Genomic DNA, 26,072 nt, shown 5'->3' with positions numbered 1-26,072 from the left:
TCGTTCATCAAGTTCCAGCATCGACGGTCGAAAGTTATTCGACCGTCACGCTCTTGGCCAAGTTGCGTGGCTTGTCGACATCGCAGCCACGAAGCAGGGCAATGTGATAGGCAATGAACTGCAGCGGAATGACCGAAACGATCGGCTGCAGGAATTCTTCCACGGTTGGGATCCGGATCACATCGTCGGCGTAATTGTCGATCTCGTGATCGTCTTCGCTGGCGATCGCAATGACGGGGCCGCCACGCGCTTTGATCTCTTGGAGGTTGCTCATCACTTTGTCGTAGACCACGCCCTGCGGCATGATAAAGACGCTCGGCGTGTTCTCGTCGACCAGAGCAATTGGTCCATGTTTCAGCTCGGCCGCGGGGTAACCTTCGGCGTGGATATAGCTGATTTCCTTTAGCTTCAAAGCGCCTTCCAGGGCCGTAGGGAAGTTGAAATAGCGGCCGAGGTACAGGAAGTTGTTGGCCGACTGGTATTTCTCGGCGACCCTTTGGGCCTGCTCTTGGGTGTTCAGTGCCGTACGAACGGCATCGGGGAGGGCCTGCATCGCGCGAATGATACGGTATCCCTGGTCGAAGCTCAGGTGATTCAAGCGACCAAAATAAAGCCCCAGCATCGCCAGAACGGCCAGCTGCGAGGTATATGCCTTGGTCGAAGCGACGCCTACTTCAGGGCCGGCATGCAGGTAAATCCCACCGTTCGCTTCCTGGGCGATGCTGCTGCCGACCACGTTGCAGATGGCGAGGGTCGGGTGTCCTTTACGTTTCATCTCGCGTAGGGCGGCAAGTGTGTCAGCCGTTTCGCCGCTTTGGGTAATCCCGAAAACGAGCGTTCGTCGCGGCACAGGTGGGTTTCGGTAACGCAGTTCCGAAGCGTATTCAACTTCCACCGGAATCCGGGCCATCTCTTCGATCAGGTATTCACCGACCATGGCGGCATGCCAGCTTGTCCCGCACGCGGTTAGCAGAATTCGGTCGACGCCACGTAGTTCCTGCGGAGTCAGATTCAGCCCGCCAAAGACCGCGGTGGCATTGTCGAGATTCAGGCGGCCACGCATCGTATTTTCCAGCGACTGCGGCTGCTCGAAGATCTCTTTGAGCATGTAATATTCGTACTCGCCCAGTTCCACATCGCCGGACGCGATCTCGAGTTTCTCGACGTTATGCGAAACTTCGCCCAGGTCGCGGTGAGCAATCTGGAGCGAATCGGCTTTCAGCAGGGCTACCTGATGATCGGTGAGGTAGACGATTTTGTCGGTATAGCCAACCAACGGCGAAGCATCGCTGGCCAGGAAATGGGCATCGTCGGAAACGCCAATCACCAGCGGGCTGCCAAGCCGGGCCGCGATAATCAGGTCTGGACGACTGCGAAAGAGCACGCCAACGCCGTAGGTTCCTTGCAGTTTGGCCAGAACTTTCTGTACCAGGCCAACCAGGGCATCGTCGGTCGGCGCTCTGCCTGGGGCGATCGAAAGCTGTTTGTAGCCATCTTCCAGCATGTACGCGATGACTTCCGAATCGGTATCGCTGTGGAAGACATATCCCTTTTGCTGCAGGCGTGATTTGAGGGCCGCATAGTTTTCAATCACGCCATTGTGGACGATCACTACCTCGCCACCAGGGCCAAGGTGAGGATGGGCATTGGCTTCGGTCGCGGCGCCATGGGTGGCCCAACGCGTATGCCCGATGCCGGTCGTTCCTATCGGCATGTCGTCGGCCAGGCGGTCTGCCAGCGAGTCGATTCGGCCGGCAGTTTTCACCACATGAAACAGCTGGTGGCGGTCGACAGCGGCGACGCCGGCGCTGTCGTATCCGCGGTATTCGAGGCGACGCAGTCCTTCCAACAGGAAATCTGCCGCTCGAAGATCACCAACGTATCCGACAATACCACACATAACCGACGGTCCTTCCGCGAAATTCTTACCAATCCCGATAAGCTATCGAGCAGAAGGTTAGCAAAAGTGGGGGAGGCGGTGAAAGACCTGTTGAACCAGTTCGCAAACTGGCCTTCTGACGCTCAGGCGAAAGTTCGTATGCTGTGGGCCTCGTGCCGGGATGAAAGGCACGTTTTCGCCCTGAGAAGCATTCCATCAAACACTATGAAACCAGCCCCCGCCCTTTCGCTGACCAGTCTTGTTGTCATTCCGGCTCGTTTGCATTCGACCCGTCTGCCGCAGAAGCTGCTGTTGGCCGAGACCGGCAAGCCGTTGATTCAACATACCTACGAGGCGGCCTGTCAGGCTCGAGGAACCGATGGCGTAGTGGTCGCGACCGACCACGAATCGATCGAATCGGCGGTGATCGGTTTTGGTGGCGATGCGGTGATGACCAGCGAATCGTGTGCTAGCGGCACCGATCGAGTTGCGGAGATAGCCCAGGTCCGACCAGACATTGATATCTTCATTAACGTCCAAGGAGACGAGCCCGAGATTTCGGCCGAGGCGATCGAAACGGTGCGGTTCCTTTTGGAGACCAACCCGGACGTCTCGATGGCGACTCTGGCGACTCCGATCCGTTGCCTCGATAAGTTGCGGGATCCCGCCTGCGTGAAGGTCGCTTTTGGGGAAAACGGCAGAGCCCTCTATTTCAGCCGAAGTCCTATTCCTTTTGTTCGGGATGGATTCGAGGGGCACATCGATGCCGAGCCACCCATGTTTTTCCAGCATTTGGGCATCTATGCCTACCGGCGTGACTTCCTGCTGAAGCTCGCCACCGCGCCACCTTCCCCCCTGGAGCAGCTTGAGAAGCTCGAGCAACTGCGGGTCCTGGAGATGGGCGAAACGATTTTGGTCGGTACGATCGCCGAGCCAAGCATCGGAATTGACACGCCAGCCGACTATGCGGCGTTTGTCAGAAAGATAGGCAATTGCTAGGATAGTGGTTTCACGCTAGCGGCGTCGCTTTGGTTTCCGTTAGGTATCGTTTAATCTCCGTTGGCCGGACTTTAAATGGGCTTAATGGCTTGGATTTTTATATCCAGAGTCGGCCGAGGTTTTTCGCCCTGGCATGTCCCTCTCTGCTCCGAAGCATGGACGGTCTAAGGGCCCACGCAACTTCATGGCAAAACATATTTTTGTTACCGGCGGTGTTGTCAGTTCACTAGGAAAAGGGTTGACCAGCGCGTCAGTCGGAATGCTCCTCGAGCAGCGCGGCCTGAAGGTCAAGATGCAGAAGCTTGACCCCTATATCAATGTCGATCCAGGGACCATGAGCCCCTATCAGCACGGCGAAGTTTATGTGCTGGACGACGGCAGCGAGACCGACCTCGACCTGGGGCACTACGAGCGATTCACCAACAGCCCGCTGACGCGCGACTCGAACTACACGACCGGACAGATCTATATGTCCGTGATCAACAAAGAGCGTCGCGGGGAGTTCCTCGGCAAGACTGTTCAGGTCATTCCGCACATCACCGACGAGATCAAGTCGGTCATCCGGAAGCTGGGGGATGACGATACCGATGTGATCATCACTGAAATCGGTGGTACCGTCGGCGATATCGAAAGCCAGCCATTCCTGGAAGCGATTCGTCAGTTTCCTCAGACCGTTGGTCGCGAGAACTGCTTGTTCATTCACTTGACGCTGGTGCCTTACTTGAAGGCGGCCGGTGAGCTGAAGACCAAGCCGACCCAGCACTCGGTCGGGCAGCTTCGAGAGATCGGTATCCAGCCAGACATCCTGATCTGCCGGACTGAACGCAACCTGAGCCGGGACGATCGCGAGAAGATCGCTCTGTTCTGTAATGTTCCGATCGAAGCCGTAATCGAGGAAAAGGACAAAGACTTCTCGATCTACGAAGTGCCGATCAGCTTGCACGACAATAGCCTGGACGATCTGATCGCCGGCAAGTTGGGCCTGCCACAGGTATCGAGTGTCGATCTGACGCCATGGCAAGAGATTTTGCACACGCTGCGTTACCCGGACCACGAAATCAGCATCGCGGTGGTGGGTAAGTATGCTGAGCACAAAGATGCTTACAAGTCGATCTACGAAGCGATCGACCACGCCGGGATCCATCACAAGTCGCAGATCCGTATCGGGCGTATCCAAAGCGAAACCCTCGAAACGGAAGGTGCCGAGCGGATGCTGGCCGGTTTCGACGGGATTTTAGTCCCTGGCGGTTTCGGCGAACGTGGTATCGAAGGCAAAGTCGAAGCGATTCGCTATGCCCGTCAGCGTGGTATTCCGTTCCTGGGGATTTGTCTCGGGATGCAGTGTGCCGCGATCGAGTTCGCCCGAAATGTCGTGAATCTGGAAGGTGCCCACTCGACCGAGTTCGATAAGCACACGCCACATCCGGTGATCTGTCTGCTGGACGAGCAGAAGAATATCACCGACAAGGGTGGCACGATGCGACTTGGCACGCAGCCATGTGCTCTGGAACCTGGCAGCAAGGCGCACGATGCCTATGCGACCGAAGAGATCTCGGAACGTCATCGTCACCGCTACGAATTCAACAACGTCTATCGTGACCAGTTCCGTAGCAACGGGATGTCGTTTGCCGGCCTGAAACCAGATAAGTCGCTGGTCGAGATTCTGGAAATCGACGAGCATCCTTGGTTCGTCGCGGTTCAGTTCCATCCGGAATTCAAGAGCAAGCCGATCCAGGCTCATCCGCTCTTCGCGGGTTTCGTTGGGGCTGCGATCGCTCGCCGTCGCCGCGATGCCAAGAAGGAAGCTGCCGCCAGCGATAGTGCATCGCAACAAGCAGCCGACGCTTAATCTGCGTTTTCTCGCCGTTCCCAAGACCCTCTCCCAGTTCTGAGGAGAGGGACGCAAGGTTGATGCTATGAGCGAAGATCACGATTCTGAAAAGAAGAACCTGGAAGAGCAGCCGGCTGAAGGTGGTTCGCCTGGACCGATGCCGCCGGCGGACTTCACGCTGCTGATTTCGATGCTGGCCACCCAGGCCTTCTCGGCTTTGGGATTGATGCCCGACCCGGTAACTGGGCAAACTTCCCGTAACCCGGAAGTCGCCAAGCATATGATTGACTTGCTAGGGATGCTGGAAGCCAAGACGAAAGGGAATCTCGAGCCGCATGAAAGTGCCGCCCTCGAGAGCATTCTGCATCAGATCCGAATGGCTTACGTCTCGGAAACGAAATAGTGTCGCCGTTGGTCGATGATCCCACAAAAAAAGAGCCAGGCATGATGGTGCCTGGCTCTTTTTCGTTTCGAATGCGCGTGGCGACTTAACGCGGAGATTCCGGAGCCGACGTCATGTTGGGGTCGGTCGTGTCAGGGTTCTCCGGCTTATCGCTGCCGCCGCAACCGATGAGGGTGCCGCAGCTAAAAAGAATGGCAATGATCATCCAGATTCGCATGAGAAAGTCTCCGTTGAAAAACGAGGGTGTGCTTAGTTATCGAGGCTGGCGATGTTGCCGTCAGCCATGCCGTTCATGCTGAGCCAGGTCCAATAGGTGATTCCTTCGGTGACCCGGCTGACCGACGCGTCGCCCATTAGGCACATGACTACTCCGGGATGCATGCTGCTAGGGCCTTGCCAGTCGTTGTTGATGTTGCGGTACGAGATGTACGACGGCGTGAAGTGGTGTGGAACGCCATCAGAAGGTTGCTTGAACCAGCCATCCGCAGTCGCCGCGGCGCCGGCAGGGTCGGCGTAAGGGGCTCGGCGGGCGAAACCGTAAGCGGCAGTGAAGACGTAGGCAGGCCGGATGACGGCTTCGTTCGAGGCGGCTCGGCGAACGCCGGTACCGGCATTCCAGCGATCGCCCCCATTCTTATAGGCAGTCGCATTGGCTTCGGCGACGACGATTGTGTTCGACGTGCCATCCAGGAAGTTCGCCAGGTCGACCTTATTGCCAACGCAGAAAGCACCGCGCCAATCGCGACTGGCCGTTTCCGATGGCAGTCCAGGCACGCCGAGCGAAGAGGACAAATAGTCTGCGCTCAAATTGGCGGTCGACCACCAGTGATAACCTTCCGAGGCAGCGTAGTTGGTCACCGAGACCCCGCCGGTTTGGCTGGTGTCGCGGAAGTCGCCATCCGATGGGCAGCGAAGCATGGGGGCCACCGGGGCGCCTTGCAGGTTACCGAGCCCGCCAGGCAGGCTTTGGTTCCAGGCCGGAGCCGAGAAGTTGAATTGGTCGTGCAAAGCCGCTTGTTCAAACTGCGGCAGCAGCAGCGAGATCCACGTGTAATGGCGAGCGGCTTGCGGATTGCCAGAACCGTTGCCCAGGATGGCCAGCGGTGGCATCACCTTGAAGGTGTCGTGGTAATTGTGCAGAGCAATCCCGATTTGCTTCAGGTTGTTAATGCACTGGGTTCGCCGGGCAGCTTCACGTGCTTGTTGCACTGCCGGCAGTAAGAGGGCGATCAGAACGCCGATAATGGCGATGACCACCAGGAGTTCGACGAGGGTAAATGCTGAGCGTGGGCGCAGCACCAATCGAGCGCATTGCATGGCGAGGCTCCTCTGGGATTCCATGGAAAGAAGAGTTGATGGGATAAGGGGCAGTGAAAGCGGCCGAGTAGGTGGCAGGCCGGATTTTTTTGAGGAGGGGGTTCCGTGATGTTCAATATAGGGATGAGCTAAATGTTGTGCAATAAATTATTTTTAGATCATTCAGGAATAAACGCTTGGTGATGGGCGCATAAAAAAAGCCCCGCGGTTGAGTGGACTATTCTCAACCGCGGGGCCGTGGTTTGCCGGGGAATTTAAAGGTAGGCATCCATGCCTGAAAGGCCATCCCTGGTGTCTTGTGATTGATCCGAGTCGTTTACGGAACAAAACAGGGTTTAACGACGTTCGATCAATTCCCTGGCAAACATAGTGATTCGTGATGTATGGGTATTAGCCACTAAGCTGATCCAGCAGAGAACGGAATTCAGGCATCTTCTCTTCGAGATTGGAGAGCCATGCTTCTGGCTTCCAGATTTCGACACAGACGGCGGCGCCGACAATTAAGACTTCGCCTCCAGCTTCCACGCCTAAGAATTCCCGAAATCCCTCCGGTATTAGTAATCTCCCTTTACCAGCCAGCGTGACGTTTCGTTGTCGCGTTGAAAGCAATCGCCCGAGCAGTTGCACGTCGGCGATGCGGTTCTCTAACTTGCCCGCCGCAATCTTGGCATGAACCAGGTTCACGCCGGCGTCGAGCTTTCCCTGCCACTGAGGCCCATTCCAAAGGCTTAGGCATCCTGGTCGTTCTTTCACCAGGATCAAGTCGTCCCCATCCGGTGCGACCACGTCAGTGATCTGCGTGGGAATCGAAAGCCGGAACCTGTCGTCCAGCGTTCGGCTGTATTCCCCGAGGATGAACTGGTCCGACCCCATGCGTTTTCGATTTCAAAAAGGAAAACCGGCCAAACGCCTTTTTGGGTTAGTTTCCCACTTCAGTAATAGGTTTTGGTCTCCTGTGGGTCAAATTCCCACAGCAAAGAGTTTAGCTTTCGCTGTTCGTTTGGCAACCGTTCTTGAGGGAAAATTGGCAATTCTTTCCGGATATGCGGAATTCCCCCGCGAATGTTCATGCCAGCACTCTTCAAAAAACTGAACTGGTGCCAGATTCCGTGTTTGGGTAACTTTCCCACACGATGGCCTCGAAAGCCCGATCGATAGGGAGATCGTTCGGCGAGGGTGTGTGGCACTTCAGCGGTTGGATAACGCAACGTGACCAAAGATGACGCGAAAGATCCGGTAGTAATAACCGGAATCGGATTGATCACGTCGGTCGGCCAGGATCGAGAATCGACCTGGGCGTCGATACGGCGCGGAACGTGCGGAATTCGCCGGATGACTGGGATTGCGCCGATTGAAGACAATCTGATCCTGGGAGCTCCGGTCGATCTGCCCGATGGCCTCGAGCCGCGGTTGAAGATTTTGACACTCAACGAAATCGCCGCAGCCGAAGCAATCCGAGATTCACAAATAGACATGGCGGCGGTCGATCGCACGCGATTTGGCTGCGCCGTTAGTGCCGGGATGGGAGACGCGCGCTCGATCTTCGATGTGATCGATGTGCCTGGCGGAACCTGGCCGGTGGCTGGGGGGCTGCCACACGAGCAGTTCTTCCCTTGTACTCCTTCCTATCACGTGGCCCACAAATTCCAGCTGGAAGGGCCTCGTTTGTCGCATTCCACGGCCTGCGCTAGTGGACTGGTGGAATTGGCCTGTGCGGTTCGAGCGATCCGCGATGGTCAATGCGATATCGCCTTGGCGGGCAGTGCCGAAGCGATCGATCCACTGTTCGTCGCCGGCTTCCGGAAGATGCGAGTCCTCTCGGACGACGCCGATCCGGTTCGTGCATGTCGCCCATTCGACAAAACCCGCAATGGCTTTGTCATCGGCGAAGGTGCGGCGATGTTCGTCGTTGAACGCCTGAGTCACGCGTTGGCCCGCGGTGCGAAGATCTACGCCGAGGTCCTCGGCTGTCGGATGCTCGCTGAAGCGCATCACGTGACTGGCATTGATATGGAAAGCGACGCCTTGGAGCGTTTGCTGCGAATCACGCTAAAATCGAGCGACCTGGGGCCGCGCGACATTGATTACGTCAATTGTCACGGCACCGGAACAGCCCAGAACGATGTGAACGAAGCTCGTGGTATTCGGGCAGCATTTGGTCCGTTTGCCAGTCGCTTGTGTGCCAGTAGCATCAAGTCGATGATCGGGCACTTGCTCAACGCATCGGGGAGTGTCGAGCTCGCGACGACAACGCTGGCTCTGCGAGACGGATTTGTTCCGCCGACGTCGAACCTGCGTAGCATCGATCCGGAAGTCGATATCGATTGCGTACCGTTGGTCGGGCGAGAGCTGAAGATTCAGCATGCCTTAAAGCTGTCGGTTGCCTTTGGTGGGCACCTGGTGGCAGTGGCTCTGCGGCGGTGGAACGATTCGCAAAGCGGATTTGCCTATCCCGATGCGGCTCCCAAAGCCATTCCGGATGACACCCGTCGCGTTGCATAGTCAACGCTTAAAAACGAGACCCCCACGATTCTTTCTGGCTGAATTCGCCACGTGGGGATGGTACGATAAGGGGAACGTCTGATTCCCTTTATCATGCTGTCGAGTTCCGCAGATGTCTGAGTTCAAGCTTCAACCGCTGAAGAAATCGAAGAAGGGCCGAGGGCCTGTCTTTACCGACACGGGACCTCTGACCAAGCGAATCGTGAAGCAGGTCGAGTCATACTTGCCCATCATTCTGGCGCGATTTCAGGCAGGGCAGGACTTCGAGAAAGTGGTACGCGAGATCGCCAGCCACGCTGGTGTAGAACCAGATATGGTGGCCAAGTACGTCCAGGCCGTGATCAAGGCCGGGGCGCCGTCGCCACTGCTCTAGTAAGAGGAACCTGGGCAGGTCTCGTTGGGCTTCGATCGGCGCATGAAAAAAGGGCCTGCGATTGTCTCGCAAACCCCTTGAAGTGGGCCCGACTGGAGTCGAACCAGCACGTCCTAAAGCGGACACTAGGCCCTCAACCTAGCGCGTCTGCCAATTCCGCCACGAGCCCACATTTTTGGCTTTTCACCAAACGAAGCAGTTTACGCGAAAGCCTTGAAAGGTCAAGTGGGGGACACAATTGGCCCCCACAAGTTCGCTTGATCTTAGTTTTCTTCTTTTCGCTTGACCAGCACCAATGTTTTGTCGAGCGAAATCGATTCCGAGCCTCGATTCAGGCGTTCCTGAACTGCCCGGAGAATCCTATCTGCTGGCAGGTCCAAGTGACGGACGACCAGGTCGCAGAACTTGGTTTTCCAGTTCTTCCCGTCGATCGCTCGCAGGGTCTCGATCAGGCCCGACGACATCAGGGCCATCGCTTCGCCCGGTTGGAGCAGGGCAGTCGCCAACTCCGGAGTCACTTCCGGGCCACTCCCCAGGGGCTGCGAGTTGTTCCAGAGGGGACGTACCGAGTTCTGTTTGAAAGCAAAGCCTTGGATATGTCCGCATGAACCAGCTTCCATGGTGCCAAGCATTGGATCGAAGATCGAGTAAGCGAGCGAGGCAAAGTGGTCGCCAGCCGAGGCCGCCCAGAAGGTGCGATTTACGCGGTCGAGCATCACTTCGGCGTTGTGAGCAATCCGGCAGTTGGCTTTGACGGCCGTTGCCAGGCTGGTCGAGGTCATTACGGCATCGAAGTTTTCGTCAATCGCGTCCCCGACAAAGATTGCCAGCTTGCCATCTTCAATCACGGCCCAGTCATGGAAGTCACCACCCAGGTCGCTCCCTTGCTGCGTCCAGGCGGAAACGTCCCACCCTTCGACCAGTGGCTTCACATTCGGAAGCTGCGATTTCTGGCGATCGGCGATCTGGTTTCGTTGGCGAGCCAGTTTCTGGGCGCTGTGTCGTTCCGAAATCAACTGATCTCGTTCCAGGTCGACGGCGATCTTGCCGGCGATGATCTCCAGCAGGTTCGTGTCGCGATCGGTGAAGTTGCGGGTGTGGTCGACGAAAACCCACAGGGTGCCGAGCGGTGTCGACGAGGTGGCAACCGGTACGCATGCCGCCGAAGGTACGTCTTCCGGGCAGTGCCAATGGGGCAACAACTTGGTGTCTTCCAACACAACTGCACTACCGGCCAGGGCTTCGAGATCGGCGAGGCTGCCTTCCAGTGGGCGGGCAGGGCATAAGTGGCGGGTTTCTGGCAGGTTGAACGAGGCCCGTAGCTTCAACTGGCTGGTGGCATCATCCAAGACGTAAAGGCCTGCGGCGGTCGCTCCGGTGACTTCGACGGCCGAGGCAAGAGCTGCCTCGAGGCGGTCGGCCAGGTGATCGACGGTCGGGCACGAAATGACCGGGACATGGGTTGCGAGTTCGGCGTCGCGTTGGCGAACGGCCACCCGCAGACGATCAATTTCCGCCAGTAGGAATTCGAGCCCACCGGCCAGGCTGCCAATGTTTTCCAATGTGGCGGCGTCGTCAATGGCGACGGTTTCGGCCGTGTGGGCATGCAGTTCAATGCGTGCCGACTTGCTTCCCCGATTCACATGTTGCTGCGACATGCGCTGCCCCTTGTTAGGAGAACGTTCTTCACGAAGCGCGAGTCCAAAACCGGTCAGGCTTTGCATGGCGTGCGAAATTTGAGTCAGCCCAGGGTACGCTTCCTGCGTATTTGGCTGGCCGACTTGCGGCTCTTCGCGGTGGACTCGCAGATAGTTAGGAATCTGTCGGGGCATTGTGTGGGCCACGTACGGAAGTAGGGAGAGTTAGTCTTCGTCCGTGACCATCGATGACAAAGGCGGGATCATCCTCCAGGATGAATGGCATTTGTCGTGGGCTGCATCCATTGCTGCCTATAGCTGCAATCGTCACCCTTGCCGCTACACATTAACCAGTCTTCTTAGATTCTCAGACTCCCGTGCCGAATATTCGCATTGCGCAGACCTTGCCGCAAACGCGGTCCTTTCTTCAGGTGGTTCTTCCGTCCGGATTTCACAGAAGCGGCAAAGGCTGTGACCGAAGGTGTCCCGGAGGTTACTGAACATCAGATCAGTAGTTATGGGAAGTCACTCAGGGAGAACGATCATGTTCTGGCACTACACTACCGGCAGTCGAATTGATGCCATTTTTGAGAGCGGGAAACTAGCACCTCGTAGTCCGAGTTGGGCTCCTGGTGGCGACCCAGCCGTTTGGTTTTCGACCAACGATGTTTGGGAACCGAGCGCAAACTGCGCTTTCGAGAGGCCGTCGACGCGGCATCGACTACTCGGAACGAAAGAGATGACCGATCTGCTTTGTGACGGTTTGTTTCGAATTTCGGTTCGCGCGTCGGTCGGCGTCGTGACCTGGGGGCAATATTGTCACGAAATGAATCTCGCCTCGCGTAATATCGAAGCCTGCCGTCGTGTTGCCGCGATTGAAGGATCGCACCCAGGGCGATGGTTAGCATGTCTGGGGGAAGTCGAGGCCAGCGAGTGGCTTTCCGTCGAACGCTGGTATGGCCATCACTGGGGAGTGATCGAAGGACTGACCGAGATCTTGCCCGACTGGTCGGAGCCAGCCTTTCAGTTGCAAGCGGCTGGCTAATACTGGGGGAAGCCGGGTTACAGTTCTTTCATCGCAGTGACAATATCGAGCACTGCCTTCTTGCCGTCTGAGAAGTACATCAACGTGTTTTCCGCGGCGAATAGCGGATTGGGGATCTTCGCGAAGCCGGGGCTCAAGCTGCGTTTGATCACGATTACCGTTCGAGCCTTCTCGACTTCGATGATCGGCATCCCCGCGATCGGACTGTTGGGGTCGGTATTTGCGAGCGGGTTCACGACGTCGTTCGCCCCTATCACGATGGCGACGTCGACCTGGTTCAATGTTGGATTGATCTCGTCCATTTCTTTGAGCTGCTCGTAAGGCACGTCGGCCTCGGCTAGCAGGACGTTCATATGGCCCGGCATACGACCTGCCACTGGGTGAATGGCGTACTCGATCTCTGTGCCGCGGTCTCGCAGAATATTCGCCAGGTCACGTACTGCATGTTGGGCCTGGGCAACCGCGAGTCCATATCCCGGAACGAAGACAACACGCTGAGCGTTCTCGAGGATCATTGCGATGTCGTCCGCTGAGGTCGAACGGACCGTCGCGTAAAGTTCGTTGTCCGCCCCAGCCGGACCACCTCCGGTTTGCATTGATCCAAATAGCACGCTCAGTAGTGAACGGTTCATCGCTTTGCACATGATCTGCGTCAGGATGATGCCCGAGGCGCCCACCAGCGAACCGGCGATAATCAGCACGTTGTTGTCGATCACGAAGCCGGTCGCAGCGGCGGCCAGGCCGGAGTAACTATTCAGCAGGGCAATCACCACCGGCATGTCGGCCCCACCGATCGGCATCACTAGGGTAAAGCCCAGGACGCTGGCCAGCAGGAAGATCACCAGATAGGGCCACCCCATTCCGGTTGAAGCCATCGTGATCATCAATACGATCAGCAAAACGCCCAGGACCGCATTGAATGCTTGCGGAGCAGGGATGGGGAGCGGTTTCTCGAACCAGTCGATCTCTTGCAGTTTGCCGAAGGCGACTAGCGATCCCCAGAAAGTGACCGTGCCGATCAGCCCGGAAAGTCCGGTCGCCAGCATCACGTCCGCAGTCGCTTCGGCATCGGTCAGGCCAATCAGCTCGGCACCTGCCACGAGAACCGAGGCTCCGCCACCCAGGCCATTGAATAAAGCCACAAGCTGCGGCATTTGTGTCATTTCGACCTTCACCGCCAGCAGCACACCAATCACGGTGCCCACGATCAGACCGATCGCAATCAACAACCAGCCAGCCCAACTGGCCGTGCCGTCGGCGAAGATCAAGTAGAACGTCACGACGACGGCGATCAGCATACCCAGGCTGCTGACCAGGTTGCCATGTACCGCGGAACGCGGGTAGGCCAACATCTTCAGCCCGAAGATGAACAACACTGCCGCTACGAGGTAGACCAGGTTCACTACGATAATAGAGTCGAACACGGTTGCTCCTTCTTGCTGCTCAATTCGGTCATGCTGGGGTGCCGTTACAAATCGATCGCATGTCAGTTATCGCTTCTGCTGGAACATGGCGAGCATGCGATGCGTGACCATGTAACCGCCAACCACATTCACCGTTGCCAGGACAATGGCCAGCAGCCCAAGCAGCGATGCAAACCAATGGGCCTGAAGTGCGGTGGCCAGCAACGCGCCGACGATTGAAATCCCGGAAATCGCGTTGGAGCCCGACATCAGCGGTGTATGCAGCGTGGGGGGAACCTTGGTGATGATCTCGAAGCCGACGAACACCGCCAGCACAAAGATCGTGATGCTGGCGACCAGGGCAGTCCACTTGGTGTATTTGGGCGGTTCGCTCGGGACAATCGCGTCATCCTCTTGAGCCAGCACCAGGGCGTTGCCTGCCTGATCGCGAACTTCGGGCTTGGCCGCGTCGTCTTCTTCGGTTTCCGCCACCGGTGTCGCGGGTTCGTCCGCGGAAATGGCCGGGTAGCTGATCAGCCCGGCAAAGACCAGGGCCAGGCAAAGAATCGTCCAACTACGAATCATGGTGACTCTCCGGTTCGATCGCGGTTTCAGGTTCGGCGGATTCCGTTGGCTTGGGCGGCAGGTCCAGCATTTCGCGCAGCCGTGGGTGGACCACTTCGCCGTCGCTGGTAGCCAAGGTGCCTGCCACGATCTCGTCGCTGAGGTTGAGGTTCAAGGCGTTCTCTTTCACCATGTTCAGCAGGAACTTGGTGATGTTGTGCGAGAACATCTGGCTGGCATGGTTCGGAATCTCACTGGCCAGATTGGTGGGGCCCAGGATCGTGATGCCTTCCAAGTGAATTGTTTGGTCAGGCTCGCTTGCTTCAATGTTGCCACCACGCTGAGCGGCCAGGTCGATGGCGACACTGCCGGGAGCCATTCGCTTGATGCCTTCGGTCGTGATCAGCAGCGGTGACTTGCGACCTGGGATTGCCGCGGTGGTGATGACAACGTCGTTCGCCGAGCAGATCTCGCCCATGAACTCTTGCTGTTTCTTGTAGAACTCGTCGCCGAGGTCTTTCGCGTAACCTCCCTTGTCTTGCGAGCCTTCCGATTGCAAATCGAGTTGGACCGACTTCGCTCCGAGGCTTTCGATTTGTTCTTTCGCGTCAGGACGCACATCGTAGGCGGTCACGACGGCGCCAAGGCGTTTGGCAGTGGCAATTGCCTGCAGGCCAGCCACGCCAGCTCCGATCACAAAAACCTTGGCGGGGGAAAGCGTCCCGGCGGCGGTCATCAGCATCGGGTACATCTTCGGCAAGTGAATGGCGGCCAAGAGGACCGAGCGATAGCCGGCGATCGTTGCTTGCGACGAAAGAACGTCCATGCTTTGGGCACGGGTAATCCGTGGGATCAGTTCCAACGCGAAAAGCTTGGCCTGTTTATTGGCGAGTTCTTGGATCGCCGGAAGATTGCCCAGCGGATCGCTCATACCTATGACGATCTGACCGGGCTTGATCAGATCGAGATCGGCCTGGCCGGCATCGGGGTTTTCGCCGTAGGTCCGAACTTGAAAGACGACGTCGCCCTGGTCGAACGCCTCGGCGCGGTTTTCGATCAGCTGGGCACCTTTGTCGACATACTGCTGATCGAGGAAGCCAGCGGAAGTGCCGGCTCCTTTCTCGACCAGAACCGTCGCCCCCGCTTTGACGAGGGCCGGGACCGATGCTGGCACGAGGGCAACGCGAAGTTCGCCAGGGAAGTTCTCGCGCACGACGGCAACATTCATGTTCGGCCTTTCCTTGGAAGCATGTGGTGTCGATCAATGGCTGCGGAGGCCAAGATCAGGGCACCGAAGCGCCGAAGGTGGCAATCCGCAGAGGCACGAGTGACGTCGTCTCGAATTGTCCCATCTGCGGATGCCGTTGCAAACCCTTGCGGGGGAGATGCCCTGGGTGGCAATGCCAGTGTGGTTAGCCGTCCCAGCGTTGATTTGCTGCAATGCGCCCTTATATAAGGAAGGGGTAATGCAAAGAACTGCCGCGGCAGATTTGCCTGTTGGATGGGACACCCTGGCAAAGCGGGTGCCCCCGGGCTGCATCGGCGAGAGAATTCGTTAAGATAGTGGACTTGGTAGTATCACCCGAGATTCGCTGGAACCAGCCCGATTTCTGCTGGCCGACCCTTGTGGGGTTCTGGACGTCGCGGTAAGATACGTGTTTCTAATTTCCCACTTGACGCCAACTATGCATGTAAGGCCTTGTGGGAACTTAGCTTACGAAAGCCACTTGGTTTTTGTGGTTCGAGCCACCCCGCGATGTGCAGGATGCCGGCTTGAGCCCCAGCAGTGAAATTAACAGAACGATGACGACCAAAACTTTCCAAGCCAAACCAGGACAAGTCGAGCAGAAATGGTGGCTCGTCGACGGCGAAGACCAAATCGTCGGGCGTTTGGCCAGCGACATCGCCGTGCGTCTGATGGGCAAGCATCGCCCGACCTACACCCCGCACGTCGACACCGGCGACTTCGTTGTTGTCGTCAACGCTGAAAAGGTGAAGTTCAGCGGCAGCAAGTGGGAAAAGAAGCGGTATACCTGGTACACCGGTTACACCCGTCAACGCAGCGAATCGGCTTCGGAACGTCTGGAAGCACATCCAGATCAGATTCTGCGTGAAGCGGTTCGTCGTATGCTTCCAAAGAACAAGCTGGCCACCCAGATGCTGAACAAGCTGAAGATCTTTGTTGGCCCGGAACACACGCATCAGGCCCAAAAACCGGAAAAGCTGGAAGGCCTCGGTCAGGTCCGCCAGAAGAAGCGCGGTTAGTTCCCGTTGTCGCAGGTGCGGACGCCGCGGCAAGTTTTCCGATTTCCCCCGAAACAAATCTGGTCAAGAGTTAGCTAGTTATGTCGACTGCGGATCCTCAAACCGAAGACACCGTCGTGGAATCGACCACGACCGATACGGTTGAAGCCACTCCAGCTCCGATCGCTTACGTCACGAAGACTGACCCAAAGACGGGTGAACACTTGGGTACCGGTCGTCGCAAGTCGAGCGTCGCTCGTGTCCGTCTCAAGACTGGCAGCGGCAAGATCTCGATCAATGATCGTGAGCTAAACGAATACTTCCCGCACGAGCAAGACCAGAACGCCGTCATGGGGCCACTGCGTGACAGTGGTTACGACGGCAAAGTCGACATCCGCATCCTGGTCTCTGGTGGCGGTCCGACCGGTCAGTCGGGTGCTTGCCGCATGGGCCTCGGCCGTGCTCTGATCAGCTTCGACCCAGAAGTGGGTCACCAGCTGAAGGACAACGGTCACCTGACGCGTGACAGCCGTATGAAGGAACGTAAGAAGTACGGTCTGCACGGTGCCCGTCGTGGTACTCAGTTCTCGAAGCGTTAATCGCCGAGACACCAAAACAGAACGATTGGAAAGAGCCTGCATCTTCGGATGGAGGCTCTTTCTTTGTGCGCGTTACGAGCCAAAGAGATCTCAGGCAGAGCAAGGAAACGCAAGGTACAAAGACAGTTACAGCATTGGCCGTTACAGCGTTTCGACGAATCCCGAGCGGGCCGCCGTCGCCAGATCGTCGAGCCACGATTCGACCAGCGTGGCAATGTTGGCGTTCGAGTCGAGTTGGATTTCCGCTTCCGCGCACCGGTCGAGGCACGCAGCGGCACCGTCCAGACCGGCGGGAATCGCCAAAATTGCCGAGCGAATCTCGGGGTTGGTCGAGGCTTCCTCGGTGCCTGCCTTCGTGAGATAGAGCAGTTGATTGCGATAGAAGTCGGCGGCCAGCTCCATGAGGTGCGACAACGCTTCCCGTTTCTTTGGGGCGTCGTCTCCCATCTTGGTCAAATAGTCCGACACATCTTTGGCCAACTGAACGGCATGAAAGTCACGCTTCGCCAGCGTGCTCAACAGTACTTCGGCAATTCCTTGCAGGGCTTCATCGCGAAGCTGGTCGGCCCGAGCCAGGCTCCCTTTGCTTTGCCCTGCCAATTTCTCGGCTTCTTCCGGCGTCGAGACCCACTGCAGGTCGAGCAGCAATTTCGAGACGATATCGAGCGGAAGCGGAGCAAACCGCAAGATCTGGCAGCGCGAGCGAATCGTCGGCAGCTGCCGCTGTTCGCTTTGGCTGATCAAGATGATGACGCTATCCGCCGGCGGTTCTTCCAGTGTTTTCAGCAGGCAGTTGGCACCTTCGACATTCAAGTCGTCCGCGTCGTCCAGAATCGCCACTTTGCGTTGCCCTCGGAAGGGACGCATGGCGATGTCGTGGCACAGTCCCGATTCCATGCGATGTTGGCCGTCGCCAATCAGCAGTTCCACCGGAATTCGGGTCTTATCCTTGGGCCGGCTGACGGTCAGCAGGTCGGGATGCGTATTGGCATCGACCTGTTTGCAGTCCTCGCAATTGCCGCACGGACGCATGTGATATGCCGGCACGTTTTGGCAAAGGAGCGTTTTCGCCAGCATCTGGGCGAACTTGCGTTTACCAATCGAAGCAGGGCCGACAAACAGAAAGGTGCTTGCCAGGCGATTCTTCTGAAGGGCCGTCGCGAACATTTCCCGGATGCGATCGTGCCCGAGCACGTCGTCCCAGTTCATTTCGCCAACTCCTCGAGCCGCTTGGAAACAGCTCCGCGAATCGCCGATTGGATGGTTTCAATGTCTTGCGTTGCATCGATCACAGCGACATGCGGATAGACTTCCGCCTCTTTCAGGAAGCCTTCCCGAACCCGGTGCATGAAGGCGACCCCTTTGGCTTCCATTCGGTCCAGGTTCTTACCCAGCCGAGGGAAAGCGACATCTTCCGGAAGGTCGAGCAGGATCGTCAGGTCGGGCATCACGTGGTCGACGGTAAACTTACCGACGCTGCGGACATCTTCCAGATCGATACCGGAGGCATGTCCCTGGTAGGCGATATTTGCCAGCAGAAATCGATCGCAGAGGACCGTCTTGCCTGAAGCGATTGCTGGGCGAATGACGTCGTCGACCAACTGAGCTCGGGCTGCCATGTACAGCAGCATCTCGGTGCGTGGATGAAGCTCCAGCTCTTTGCGATGCAAAAGCAAGTCGCGAATTCGCTCGCCAGCCTCGGTGGTGCCCGGGTCACGGCATAGGACGACCTCGTGCCCCATGTCGGTGAGCCACTGGGTCAGCAAGTCGCGCTGGGTCGACTTTCCGGCGCCGTCGATGCCATCGAAAGAGATGAACAAGGGGCGAGCTGATTGCGTGTTGGTCATGCCCCGGATTGTAAAGGAGCAGCGTTCATCGGCAAAGCATGGGGGCAATATGCCACCCGGAGCGGTTGGCTGCTTCGTGCCGTGTGGTCAGCGTTAGAACGGGCAAAATCGAATTTCTCGCTGTATAGGCAGCGATCTACGGACTTCCCTCGTAGTTGTCGAGAATCTTCCGGGCATGATCCGCGATCAGCTTCTGTAACGATTCTGGCTGCAGCACTTTGGCCCGGCTGCCGTACCCCAGGATCCACCAGCTGATCTCGCGGATCCCGCTGACGTTTACTTCGAAGTCGATACTGCCATCTTCGTTCCAGTGGATCTCTTGCGTCTTATGCCACTGCACTTCGGCCACGTTCTGGGCGACCAGCGGATCGAAGCGAATGATGATGTGCTGGTCGGGGCCAGGCTCAGGGATCATATGCCAGGCATTCCGCAGGAAGCGGTCGACCTGAAAGTTCTGGGGGATCTCGAAGGTATCGTCCAGGACTTCGATCTTCTCGATTCGGTTCACCTTGAAGGTGCGGACAGCGCGGTGAATCGAGCTGCGGCCGATTACGTACCAGCTATGGCGACTGAACAACAGCTTGTAAGGGGAAAGCTTCGTCTGGATCACGTCGCCGTCGAAGATGCTGCGGTAATTGATCCGAACGTTATGCCGGTGCCCCGAGGCGTCGACCAGTTTCTGATAGGCCGAGTGGGCCTCTTCCGGTTGGTTGACCGGATTCAGCTTGATTTCGACCGAGCTTGAAATTTCGCGAAGCTGCTGCTTCATGTGCTCGGGCAGGCTGTTTTCCAGCTTGGTGGCGGCACGGCGGGCGGACGAGTAGTAAGGAAGTCCGGTGCCGTCTCCCAGTTCGTGGCAAAGCACCATCACCGAGAGGGCTTCTTCCGAACTGAGGTTGGTGGGGGCGAGAAAGTAGGTTTCTGGGATGTGAAACCGCTGCCCATCAGAATCGAAAGCGAGCGGCACGCCGGCCGCTCGCAGTGTTTCCAGGTCTCGAAAGATCGTGCGACGACTTACGCCGCACGCCTCGGCCATCGAATTAACGTTTTGCGGCCTGCCACCCTGAAGTAGCTGAAGCAGTTTTAGCAGGCGTTGGATTTTGGCCAGATTCATGCGAGACCGACTTCACGACGCGGCGGGACGACGGCGCGGTGGCTGGTGTCGGCTGCGGCGAGCTTTTCGTTTGACGAACTTCGGAAACCAATTCGTTCAGTCCCAGTTTATTCCAATCGAGCTCACTTTTCGATTGGGCCGAACGGCTGGCCACCTGGGGGGCGGCCGGCGGTTCGAGCGAAACCGTATTGAGCGAGGTTGGAACCTTGGCTGGGGTTGGCGTACCGATCACTTCGCCCGAGCCGGTGGCTTCATCTTCGTAGATGATCGTGCCTTCTTCCATCGTACCGTGGCTGATCGGTCCTTGTGGGACAGCTCCGCGGCTGATCACACCTGGGCGAGTGTAGCCATAGTCGAGGTAGGTGCTGGCCGAGCGGCGGCGAGCATGGCCTTGGGCGTCGAAGTATGCCTTTTCTGGCCATGGGCCTTCTGCCAGGTAGACGCCGTTGTAGTCGAGCAAGCTGCCCTTCCGCATGTGGACGTCCTTGATGGCGATGTTGTATTCGACCAGGGCCTGGAAGTAGACGATCTGAGCGTCGCTGCGGCGGCGTTGTGCGTCGAGCAGCAAGTCCAGCGTCACGGTACCGGCGTCGTAGGCGGCCTGAACCGAGTCGACTTCTTTGTCGGCGGCGATCAAGCGGTTGAGGTTGGTTTGAACCAGGCTGTAGTTCGAGTCGAGGTCGCGGATCGTGTCGGTCAGCAGGTGGCTGACTTCCAGTTCCATGTCTTCGATCACAGCCTTTTCGCGAGCGATCTGCAACTGCACGTTGCGGACGCCAGCCAGTTCCGAGCGGAAGCCAATCGGCATCGAGAACTGCAAGCCGAGCGTGTATTCCTGGTAGTTGCCTTCGGTCAGCACTTCCCAGGCGTAACTCCCCGGTTCGTTGAAGTTCTTGCCGTTTCGGTTACCGGTGATCAGATCGTCACCCAAGCCAAGGAAGCGGTACAAGGCGACGGCATCCAACTGTGGCAGCAACTGGTTGCGAGCCGTGATCAGTTCCAGCTCACGCTGCTTCAATCGCCACTGTTGACGACGCAGTTCTGGGCTGCGATTCAATGCTTCCTGGTGGATATCGAACCAGTCGAAGGCAACCCAGGCGTCGGTTGGTTCCGAAGCGGGACGAATCAGGCGACCATCGGTGGCGGCCAGACCCATGAAGTAGCGAAGGCTACCTTCCGCTTTGTACAAGTCACGCAGGGCGGCTTCGGTGCGGCTACGGAATTCAAAGTACTGTTGACGAGCCTGGGCTTCTTTTTCGGCTTCACCACCTTCAGCACCGTTGGCCATCAGGGCGTGTACGCGACGCCAGGTCACCAGGGCACTGTCGCGGCCAGTCTTGGCGGCTTCCAGGTTGTGATAAGCGAAGTAAAGCTGCCAGTAAGCTTCTTCCACGTCCGAAACCAGGTTCCGGATGTTGGTCTCGAAGTCGGCCAGGCTGACGTCTTCACGGATACGAGCGAGCATCACGTTGACGCGGTTGACCTGAACCCCGCTTCCGCGAAGCAATGGATGGCGAGCTTCCATTTCAATGTTTGCCAACCACGAACTTGGATAGATCAAGCTACCGCGGTTGTTGTAGTCATAGGTGGTGTTTTGTCGCATGAACCACTGGGTACCGGTGGCCGACTTCTTAGTCAGCTCGACGGTGCCGGTTGCCAGGTTCTGGCCGAACTCTGAGATGAAGAACGGGCTGCCGGTCTGGTAGTTCTGTGGGCGGTCGACACGGTCCCAGTTGAACGTGGCGTTGAGCTGAGCATCGAATTCGCTCAAGGCACCTTCCACACCGAAGGTCGGATCCGATTCGACGATGGCCGGATCGTAGATCGTCGGCATGGCGTCGTTTCGGGTGACCAGGTTGGTCGGAATCGCAGCCGAGGTCAGCGTTGTGCCTGGAATGACACGGAAGACCGCGTTACCGCCAGCGGTACGAATGGCCTTGCTGTTCTTCAGCGAGTCGGCCACGGCTTCCTCAAGCGTCAGGTTCCAGATCTTCGATTCGTCCATCTCGAACGGATCGGAGATCGTGTAGGGAGCCTCGGCATTCTCTACCTCGGTCAGGCGGTTGTACTCGACATCGGCATATTCGATGTCGGTCGCCTTATCGAGGTAAAGACTCAGATCGCCGGACTCTTTGAAATAGAACGGCTGAGTCGGTTGGCAGCCGGTCAAAATCACGGTGCCAACGAGCACAAGCATCCAGGCTTGATGGAACTGGGTTTTCATGGGATACCGAGTCCTGATACGCAGCGTGCACGTCCTTGTGCACGACACTTCGGAGGAAGTAGATCGCTGATAGTGGTGGACCAGCCCCGCCGAAATCTTCGGCTGGCATTGGTCGATTCAATTGTCTCTCGGCCCCCCCGAGGCTGAGTTGAACTTCTCTCTCCGGCACGCGAACGCACCAGGATGAGAAAACTCAGCACTAGTGTTATCGTCGGCCTAACCGTCAAACTTTGAGGAAATTCCATAACCGTCAAAGTTTTACTTCTTGGAGGTAGCAGTGCTGGCAGAATGGGCCCCTCGCTGAAGAGAGCTTTGCGAGGTAGGGTGAAGATTACGAGCCCTGGCTTTCGCCGCATTTGACTGCGGATCGAAGCGGGGTAAAGAGCGATTCATTCGGGAGAATACGATGGAAACGGCCGAGCAGTTGATGCAGCACGCCAGCGAGCTTCTCGCGATTTTAGAGCAAGGTGCACCCTTCTCGCCCGACGATCTGACCGACCTGGTCAGTCACGTCGAAGTCTTCTGCGATCACTTCCCTGCTAGCGAAGAAGTCCCCCGGCCAGTGGCTCGAATGCTGACTGAACTAGTGCCAGCACTCGATGCCGTCAGTCAAAAATATGGTCCGCGAGACGCAAGTCGCATTCAAGACGCCGCCGGTGCGTTGTTCGTTGTGATGCTCGAGAAGCTGTAGACCGATCGACCCGCGCATGAAGAAGCCCTCCAGACGCATGCTGTCTGGAGGGCTTCTTCTATATAGTGAACTGAATCGAATCGAAACGTTCGACTAGCTGGCGTCTGCCATCGCGGTCACATTGATCCGCTTGGCGAGTTTAGTCAGCTTCTTGTCGGCCGCTCCTTCTTCGCTCAGGTTGTCGCCTAGTAGGCTGTGGGCATTCTTGTACCCGAGCAGTTTCGCCCAAGTGCACAAAGTGCCATAGGTGGCAATTTCGTAGTGCTCAACCTTTTGGGCCAAGCCAATCAGGAAGGCATCCATGACTTCGGGATCTGCGTCTTCTTTCATGGTTTCCGACGCTTCCTGGATTAGGCCGGCCATAGCTTCACACTTCTTGGCTCGAGCAGCCTTACCGGTATCCTCGAAGGCTTTCTCGACCCGTTTGACCTGCTCTTCCGTTTCCTTCAGGTGCTCTCGGAACGCTTCAGCCAGTGTCTCTTTGCTCGCCTTCTTTGCCATCTTGGGCAAGGCTTTCAACAGCTGCTTTTCGGCGTGGTAAATATCACGAAGTTCATCATAGAACGCGTCAGCGAGGTTATCCAAAGACATAACTGCCTCCATGGTTGAGGTGATTTCAAGGTAGTTCACCTCGTATGAATGCAAGCAGTGTGCCAATGCCTGACAGCACAGCAATATGCCGCAGTTTTGGTTTTAAGATGATGGTTCCAGAACCAATGTGATAGCACGACCGCCATGCAGGCGGCGGTGTTAAGCCCAGACCACGTCCAAGGGGTACCACTGACCCGGAGCCAACTGGAACAGGATCCGGTCGCCGTCGACTTCGCAGCGCGTAATACGATTGCCATGGAAATCGCACAGGTGGGCTTCCTTCACTTTGCGGAAGCAGCGGATGGCACCTTTGGCGGGGCGGCCCTCCGTTTCCAGCATCTTGGTCTGAAAGCCAATCGGCGAACCGGCATCGTCGGTCAGCGGATTCAAGCTGGTCAGCAAGACGTTCTTCGCTTCCAGGTGAAGTAGCCACGACGACTTGCCGGCTGCTGGCATCGCCGCCGACTCGAGCATCGGCGGGGCTTGATAAACAAAGTCCCGTGCGGCTGGCAGAGAATAGGGAAGGTCGAGACCAATCCCGAGGCGAAACTTTCGTTGTGTCTCGCCATGCGGAATCAAAATCGAATCGAGCATATGGCCATGGTTGCGCAGATGGAACGGAATCCCGCCAGTCAATAAAGTGGTCTTGCCGTGGGCCGCTTCGATCTCGACGTAGTTCGAGGCTTCGATCCGTCGCCCACTGCAGCGGGTACGAACCCACTGCACGTCGTGATAGGTCAACGCGGCTTCATCCCCCCAAGCAAGGCGACAGCAATAATGCGAATCCCAAGGAAGGGATTTAGGATCAACTTTCAGGTCGAGTTCGATGTCGATCTCGAGTACCCGCGACGAACGCCAGAGACGATACGTCTGCTTATAGGTCGCCATCACTTCGTCTTCGGCACTGACGATACGGCCCTGGGTATGGATCTCGCCCATGGCGGGGGAACTGGTGCCTGGGTCGATCTGGGTGACGATCATCCGGCTATAGACTGCCGAAGCATCTGGTCCCAGGTAACGTTCGCCGGCTCCTTGCTTCTTGCCAGGCATGCGCAGTGATAGCTGCTGCGACAAGCGATTGCCGCGGGTCTTGTAGTCGTAGATCGATTTGATGCCGCCGGTTTCGGGATGAATATGGACTTCCATAAATTCATTCCGCAGGACGTGCCCATCGAGCATGCTCTTCTGCTTCCGGTCGGCTCCCCCGCGCGGGTCGCCCGCGATCCAGCCAAAGCCGCAGCCTGGTACTTCGATCGAAGCAAACTTCTGCTTGCTATCGTGTCCAGATGAAATGACCGGCGATTCGTTGACGGGCAACTCTCGCAAGTCAGGCAGGAATGCCCCACGCGTGCGGAGCGAGTTCAACGTGTTGAAGCTGAGGTAGGCCTGATGCTTCGACTGATCGGAACGGGGCAGGGCGGAGGCCATTGCCTGACAGGCCGCTTGGACAGCCGACTCGTCGAGCGGACCTTCATGCTGGGAAGGATTGGCCGGATCGTGAATCGAACGGATCGGTCCCGTTTCCTCCTTGGCGACAGATGTACCTGCGACCAAGTGGGCCAATGCTTCCAGCTTGGTGGCAACATCGAGCCGCGCGTTGAATTGTTCGCGGGCCAAATGCTGCGAGACTGGACCGGGCTGGCGACGAACGATCGATTGCTTCAGCCACGGCGTGCGATAGTCTTCTGGTTTGAAGTTGCCGTGATAGGTCGCCGTATCGGTTTCTTCAAAGTAATGTTCAACCGTGGTGAACTCGCCCAGGCTATTGCCATACCGGGCGATCGTCTTCAGGTCTTCGTACCAAGGAGAGGTGATCTTCGGCCAGTGAGCGAATGCCAGCGTCGCGACATGTTCGCCATCCATCGCTTCGCCCAATTTAGAGAAAAGCGACAGGAAGGTTTCCGGCTTGGTCGCATCGAGCGGGAACTTGGCCAGCGTATCGATCGTCGAACCGTCGACACCTTCCCAGCGAGCCTTGCCTTGGTTGCTGACGGGAAGCTTGCCTTCGTCGAGCGTGGCATGGATCGCCCCCACGTAACCCAGGCCGCGAAGCACCTGAGGGATGAAGGCAGTCATTCCGAAGCGGCGGCGACCGAAAACCTTGGGCGTGTAGCCGAGGGCTCTTTCGTACGCCTTCTGGCCATGTAACAGGTTTTCGAGAACGGTTTCGGGATCGAGTAGGTTTAGTGGACCCTCGATCCACTCGCCACCGACGATACCGATTTGCTTGTCGGCAAGTTTCTGCGAGATCACTTCTTTGAGTTGGGGATGTTCGGCAGCGACCTTCTCGGCGAGGGCACCGGAGATCCAAAGATTGATCGGCAGTCCCCCTTCGATCTCTGCTAGCAGCGAGTCATTCAGCGTCGACTCGGCAACCAAAACAAAGTCGAGCAGGCTGGCATCAACCGAGTAATACTGATTGCGTTCCTCCATCAGGACATCGAAACAGGCCTGAAGGCAGTTCTTCGCTTCCTCTTCATTCCCTTCGGCGGCAGCCTTGGCGGCATCAACTGTTTTGTTCTCGAAGTAGATTTCATCGAGGCTGCTCGAATAGCGCATCTGTCGGGTCAGTAGTTCGACCTGAAGATAACAGTAACCCAGGGCATAGAAATCAGGTGCCAGGCGGGCGGCGACTTCGTTTATCTCGGGGAGGGATGCTAGCAGCTTGGTGACGATCTCTTGGCGGTCGGTCAGGCCTTTGACCAACACGGCTCCCGATTCCTTGGCCCGCTGACTAAAGCCAGCTGGAAGGTCGGCTTTGCAGATCGAAGGAATCAGCAGGGCTAGTCCCTCTAGGCTCTCTGGGGGG

23 protein-coding genes and 1 tRNA gene are annotated in these 26,072 nt (G+C 57.3%); 9 read left to right on the top strand and 15 right to left on the bottom strand.

The genetic code is table 11. The features are described 5' to 3' along the window. Nucleotides 1-34: 34 nt before the first annotated feature. On the bottom strand, nt 35-1,900 hold the full coding sequence (glmS, locus tag ABD890_RS23180; RefSeq protein WP_345095021.1) for a glutamine--fructose-6-phosphate transaminase (isomerizing): 1,866 nt from the start codon (nt 1,898-1,900) through the stop codon (nt 35-37). A 204-nt stretch (nt 1,901-2,104) separates the two neighbouring features. Between glmS and kdsB the strand changes: the two genes are divergently transcribed. The 3 genes from kdsB (at nt 2,105) to ABD890_RS23165 (ending at nt 5,112) form a co-directional block, all read left to right on the top strand. Then, nucleotides 2,105-2,878 carry a 3-deoxy-manno-octulosonate cytidylyltransferase gene (gene kdsB / locus ABD890_RS23175; protein ID WP_345095019.1) on the top strand — a complete coding sequence of 258 codons (774 nt, stop codon included), beginning with the start codon at nt 2,105-2,107 and terminating at the stop codon, nt 2,876-2,878. Nucleotides 2,879-3,062: 184 nt separating this feature from the next. Next, nucleotides 3,063-4,727: a CTP synthase gene (gene pyrG, locus ABD890_RS23170; protein WP_345095017.1), complete on the top strand. Its 1,665-nt coding sequence runs from the start codon at nt 3,063-3,065 to the stop codon at nt 4,725-4,727. Between the two features lie 67 nt (nt 4,728-4,794). Next, nucleotides 4,795-5,112, top strand: coding sequence for a DUF1844 domain-containing protein (locus ABD890_RS23165; RefSeq protein WP_345095015.1), 318 nt, complete (start codon nt 4,795-4,797; stop codon nt 5,110-5,112). An 85-nt stretch (nt 5,113-5,197) separates the two neighbouring features. Here ABD890_RS23165 and ABD890_RS23160 read toward each other — a convergent pair whose 3' ends face one another. The 3 genes from ABD890_RS23160 to ABD890_RS23150 all read right to left on the bottom strand — a co-directional run bounded on the left by ABD890_RS23160 (nt 5,198) and on the right by ABD890_RS23150 (nt 7,302). Continuing rightward, nucleotides 5,198-5,329, bottom strand: coding sequence for a hypothetical protein (locus ABD890_RS23160; protein WP_345095013.1), 132 nt, complete (start codon nt 5,327-5,329; stop codon nt 5,198-5,200). A 32-nt stretch (nt 5,330-5,361) separates the two neighbouring features. After that, nucleotides 5,362-6,429: a DUF1559 domain-containing protein gene (locus ABD890_RS23155; RefSeq protein WP_345095012.1), complete on the bottom strand. Its 1,068-nt coding sequence runs from the start codon at nt 6,427-6,429 to the stop codon at nt 5,362-5,364. Between the two features lie 390 nt (nt 6,430-6,819). Further along, nucleotides 6,820-7,302: a division/cell wall cluster transcriptional repressor MraZ gene (locus ABD890_RS23150; protein ID WP_345095010.1), complete on the bottom strand. Its 483-nt coding sequence runs from the start codon at nt 7,300-7,302 to the stop codon at nt 6,820-6,822. Between the two features lie 336 nt (nt 7,303-7,638). On the opposite strand from ABD890_RS23150, the gene ABD890_RS23145 reads away from it, so the two are divergent. After that, nucleotides 7,639-8,931 carry a beta-ketoacyl-[acyl-carrier-protein] synthase family protein gene (locus tag ABD890_RS23145; protein ID WP_345095008.1) on the top strand — a complete coding sequence of 431 codons (1,293 nt, stop codon included), beginning with the start codon at nt 7,639-7,641 and terminating at the stop codon, nt 8,929-8,931. A 112-nt stretch (nt 8,932-9,043) separates the two neighbouring features. Further along, the gene (locus tag ABD890_RS23140) at nt 9,044-9,304 is read left to right on the top strand and encodes a hypothetical protein (RefSeq protein WP_345095005.1); all 261 of its coding nucleotides are present in this window, start codon (nt 9,044-9,046) and stop codon (nt 9,302-9,304) included. Between the two features lie 83 nt (nt 9,305-9,387). Here ABD890_RS23140 and ABD890_RS23135 read toward each other — a convergent pair. Beyond that, nucleotides 9,388-9,473 (bottom strand) — tRNA-Leu (locus ABD890_RS23135). 94 nt (nt 9,474-9,567) lie between these two features. After that, nucleotides 9,568-11,136 carry a PP2C family protein-serine/threonine phosphatase gene (locus ABD890_RS23130; protein ID WP_345095004.1) on the bottom strand — a complete coding sequence of 523 codons (1,569 nt, stop codon included), beginning with the start codon at nt 11,134-11,136 and terminating at the stop codon, nt 9,568-9,570. A 544-nt stretch (nt 11,137-11,680) separates the two neighbouring features. Here ABD890_RS23130 and ABD890_RS23125 point away from each other — a divergent pair. Beyond that, nucleotides 11,681-11,986 (top strand): hypothetical protein, encoded by a 306-nt coding sequence (locus ABD890_RS23125; RefSeq protein ID WP_345095002.1) that lies wholly within the window; start codon nt 11,681-11,683, stop codon nt 11,984-11,986. A 17-nt stretch (nt 11,987-12,003) separates the two neighbouring features. Here the strand turns inward: ABD890_RS23125 and ABD890_RS23120 are convergent, their stop codons facing one another. The 3 genes from ABD890_RS23120 to ABD890_RS23110 all read right to left on the bottom strand — a co-directional run bounded on the left by ABD890_RS23120 (nt 12,004) and on the right by ABD890_RS23110 (nt 15,181). After that, nucleotides 12,004-13,410 carry an NAD(P)(+) transhydrogenase (Re/Si-specific) subunit beta gene (locus ABD890_RS23120; RefSeq protein ID WP_345095000.1) on the bottom strand — a complete coding sequence of 469 codons (1,407 nt, stop codon included), beginning with the start codon at nt 13,408-13,410 and terminating at the stop codon, nt 12,004-12,006. Between the two features lie 66 nt (nt 13,411-13,476). After that, nucleotides 13,477-13,974, bottom strand: coding sequence for an NAD(P) transhydrogenase subunit alpha part 2 (locus tag ABD890_RS25575; RefSeq protein ID WP_425548501.1), 498 nt, complete (start codon nt 13,972-13,974; stop codon nt 13,477-13,479). Continuing rightward, a complete protein-coding gene (locus ABD890_RS23110) occupies nt 13,964-15,181 on the bottom strand; it encodes an NAD(P) transhydrogenase subunit alpha (RefSeq protein ID WP_345094998.1) in 1,218 nt (405 codons plus the stop codon). Before ABD890_RS23110 ends, ABD890_RS25575 begins: the two co-directional genes overlap by 11 nt. Nucleotides 15,182-15,756: 575 nt before the next feature. Here ABD890_RS23110 and rplM point away from each other — a divergent pair. Both rplM and rpsI read left to right on the top strand, forming a co-directional pair. Continuing rightward, nucleotides 15,757-16,218 (top strand): 50S ribosomal protein L13, encoded by a 462-nt coding sequence (rplM, locus tag ABD890_RS23105; RefSeq protein WP_345094996.1) that lies wholly within the window; start codon nt 15,757-15,759, stop codon nt 16,216-16,218. An 80-nt stretch (nt 16,219-16,298) separates the two neighbouring features. Next, nucleotides 16,299-16,796 carry a 30S ribosomal protein S9 gene (gene rpsI, locus ABD890_RS23100; RefSeq protein ID WP_345094994.1) on the top strand — a complete coding sequence of 166 codons (498 nt, stop codon included), beginning with the start codon at nt 16,299-16,301 and terminating at the stop codon, nt 16,794-16,796. Between the two features lie 141 nt (nt 16,797-16,937). Here rpsI and ABD890_RS23095 read toward each other — a convergent pair whose 3' ends face one another. The 4 genes from ABD890_RS23095 to ABD890_RS23080 all read right to left on the bottom strand — a co-directional run bounded on the left by ABD890_RS23095 (nt 16,938) and on the right by ABD890_RS23080 (nt 21,981). Beyond that, nucleotides 16,938-18,005 carry a DNA polymerase III subunit gene (locus ABD890_RS23095; protein WP_345094992.1) on the bottom strand — a complete coding sequence of 356 codons (1,068 nt, stop codon included), beginning with the start codon at nt 18,003-18,005 and terminating at the stop codon, nt 16,938-16,940. After that, nucleotides 18,002-18,643 carry a dTMP kinase gene (gene tmk, locus ABD890_RS23090; protein WP_345094990.1) on the bottom strand — a complete coding sequence of 214 codons (642 nt, stop codon included), beginning with the start codon at nt 18,641-18,643 and terminating at the stop codon, nt 18,002-18,004. The genes ABD890_RS23095 and tmk overlap by 4 nt, the downstream gene beginning before the upstream one ends. 136 nt (nt 18,644-18,779) lie before the next feature. Further along, entirely contained in the window at nt 18,780-19,679 is a 900-nt protein-coding gene (locus tag ABD890_RS23085; protein WP_345094988.1) for a helix-turn-helix transcriptional regulator, read from the bottom strand. A 4-nt stretch (nt 19,680-19,683) separates the two neighbouring features. Continuing rightward, entirely contained in the window at nt 19,684-21,981 is a 2,298-nt protein-coding gene (locus ABD890_RS23080) for a TolC family protein (protein WP_345094986.1), read from the bottom strand. A 406-nt stretch (nt 21,982-22,387) separates the two neighbouring features. Between ABD890_RS23080 and ABD890_RS23075 the strand changes: the two genes are divergently transcribed. Next, nucleotides 22,388-22,672, top strand: coding sequence for a hypothetical protein (locus ABD890_RS23075; RefSeq protein ID WP_345094984.1), 285 nt, complete (start codon nt 22,388-22,390; stop codon nt 22,670-22,672). A 93-nt stretch (nt 22,673-22,765) separates the two neighbouring features. Here ABD890_RS23075 and ABD890_RS23070 read toward each other — a convergent pair whose 3' ends face one another. Further along, nucleotides 22,766-23,263 carry a ferritin-like domain-containing protein gene (locus ABD890_RS23070; RefSeq protein WP_345094983.1) on the bottom strand — a complete coding sequence of 166 codons (498 nt, stop codon included), beginning with the start codon at nt 23,261-23,263 and terminating at the stop codon, nt 22,766-22,768. 159 nt (nt 23,264-23,422) lie between these two features. Then, the gene (locus ABD890_RS23065) at nt 23,423-25,972 is read right to left on the bottom strand and encodes a glycoside hydrolase family 38 N-terminal domain-containing protein (RefSeq protein ID WP_345094982.1); all 2,550 of its coding nucleotides are present in this window, start codon (nt 25,970-25,972) and stop codon (nt 23,423-23,425) included. Nucleotides 25,973-26,072 lie beyond the last annotated feature (100 nt).

The sequence above is a fragment of the Bremerella cremea genome (assembly GCF_039541315.1).
Lineage (GTDB): Bacteria > Planctomycetota > Planctomycetia > Pirellulales > Pirellulaceae > Bremerella > Bremerella cremea.
This window is presented reverse-complemented; position numbering and strand designations above follow the sequence as displayed.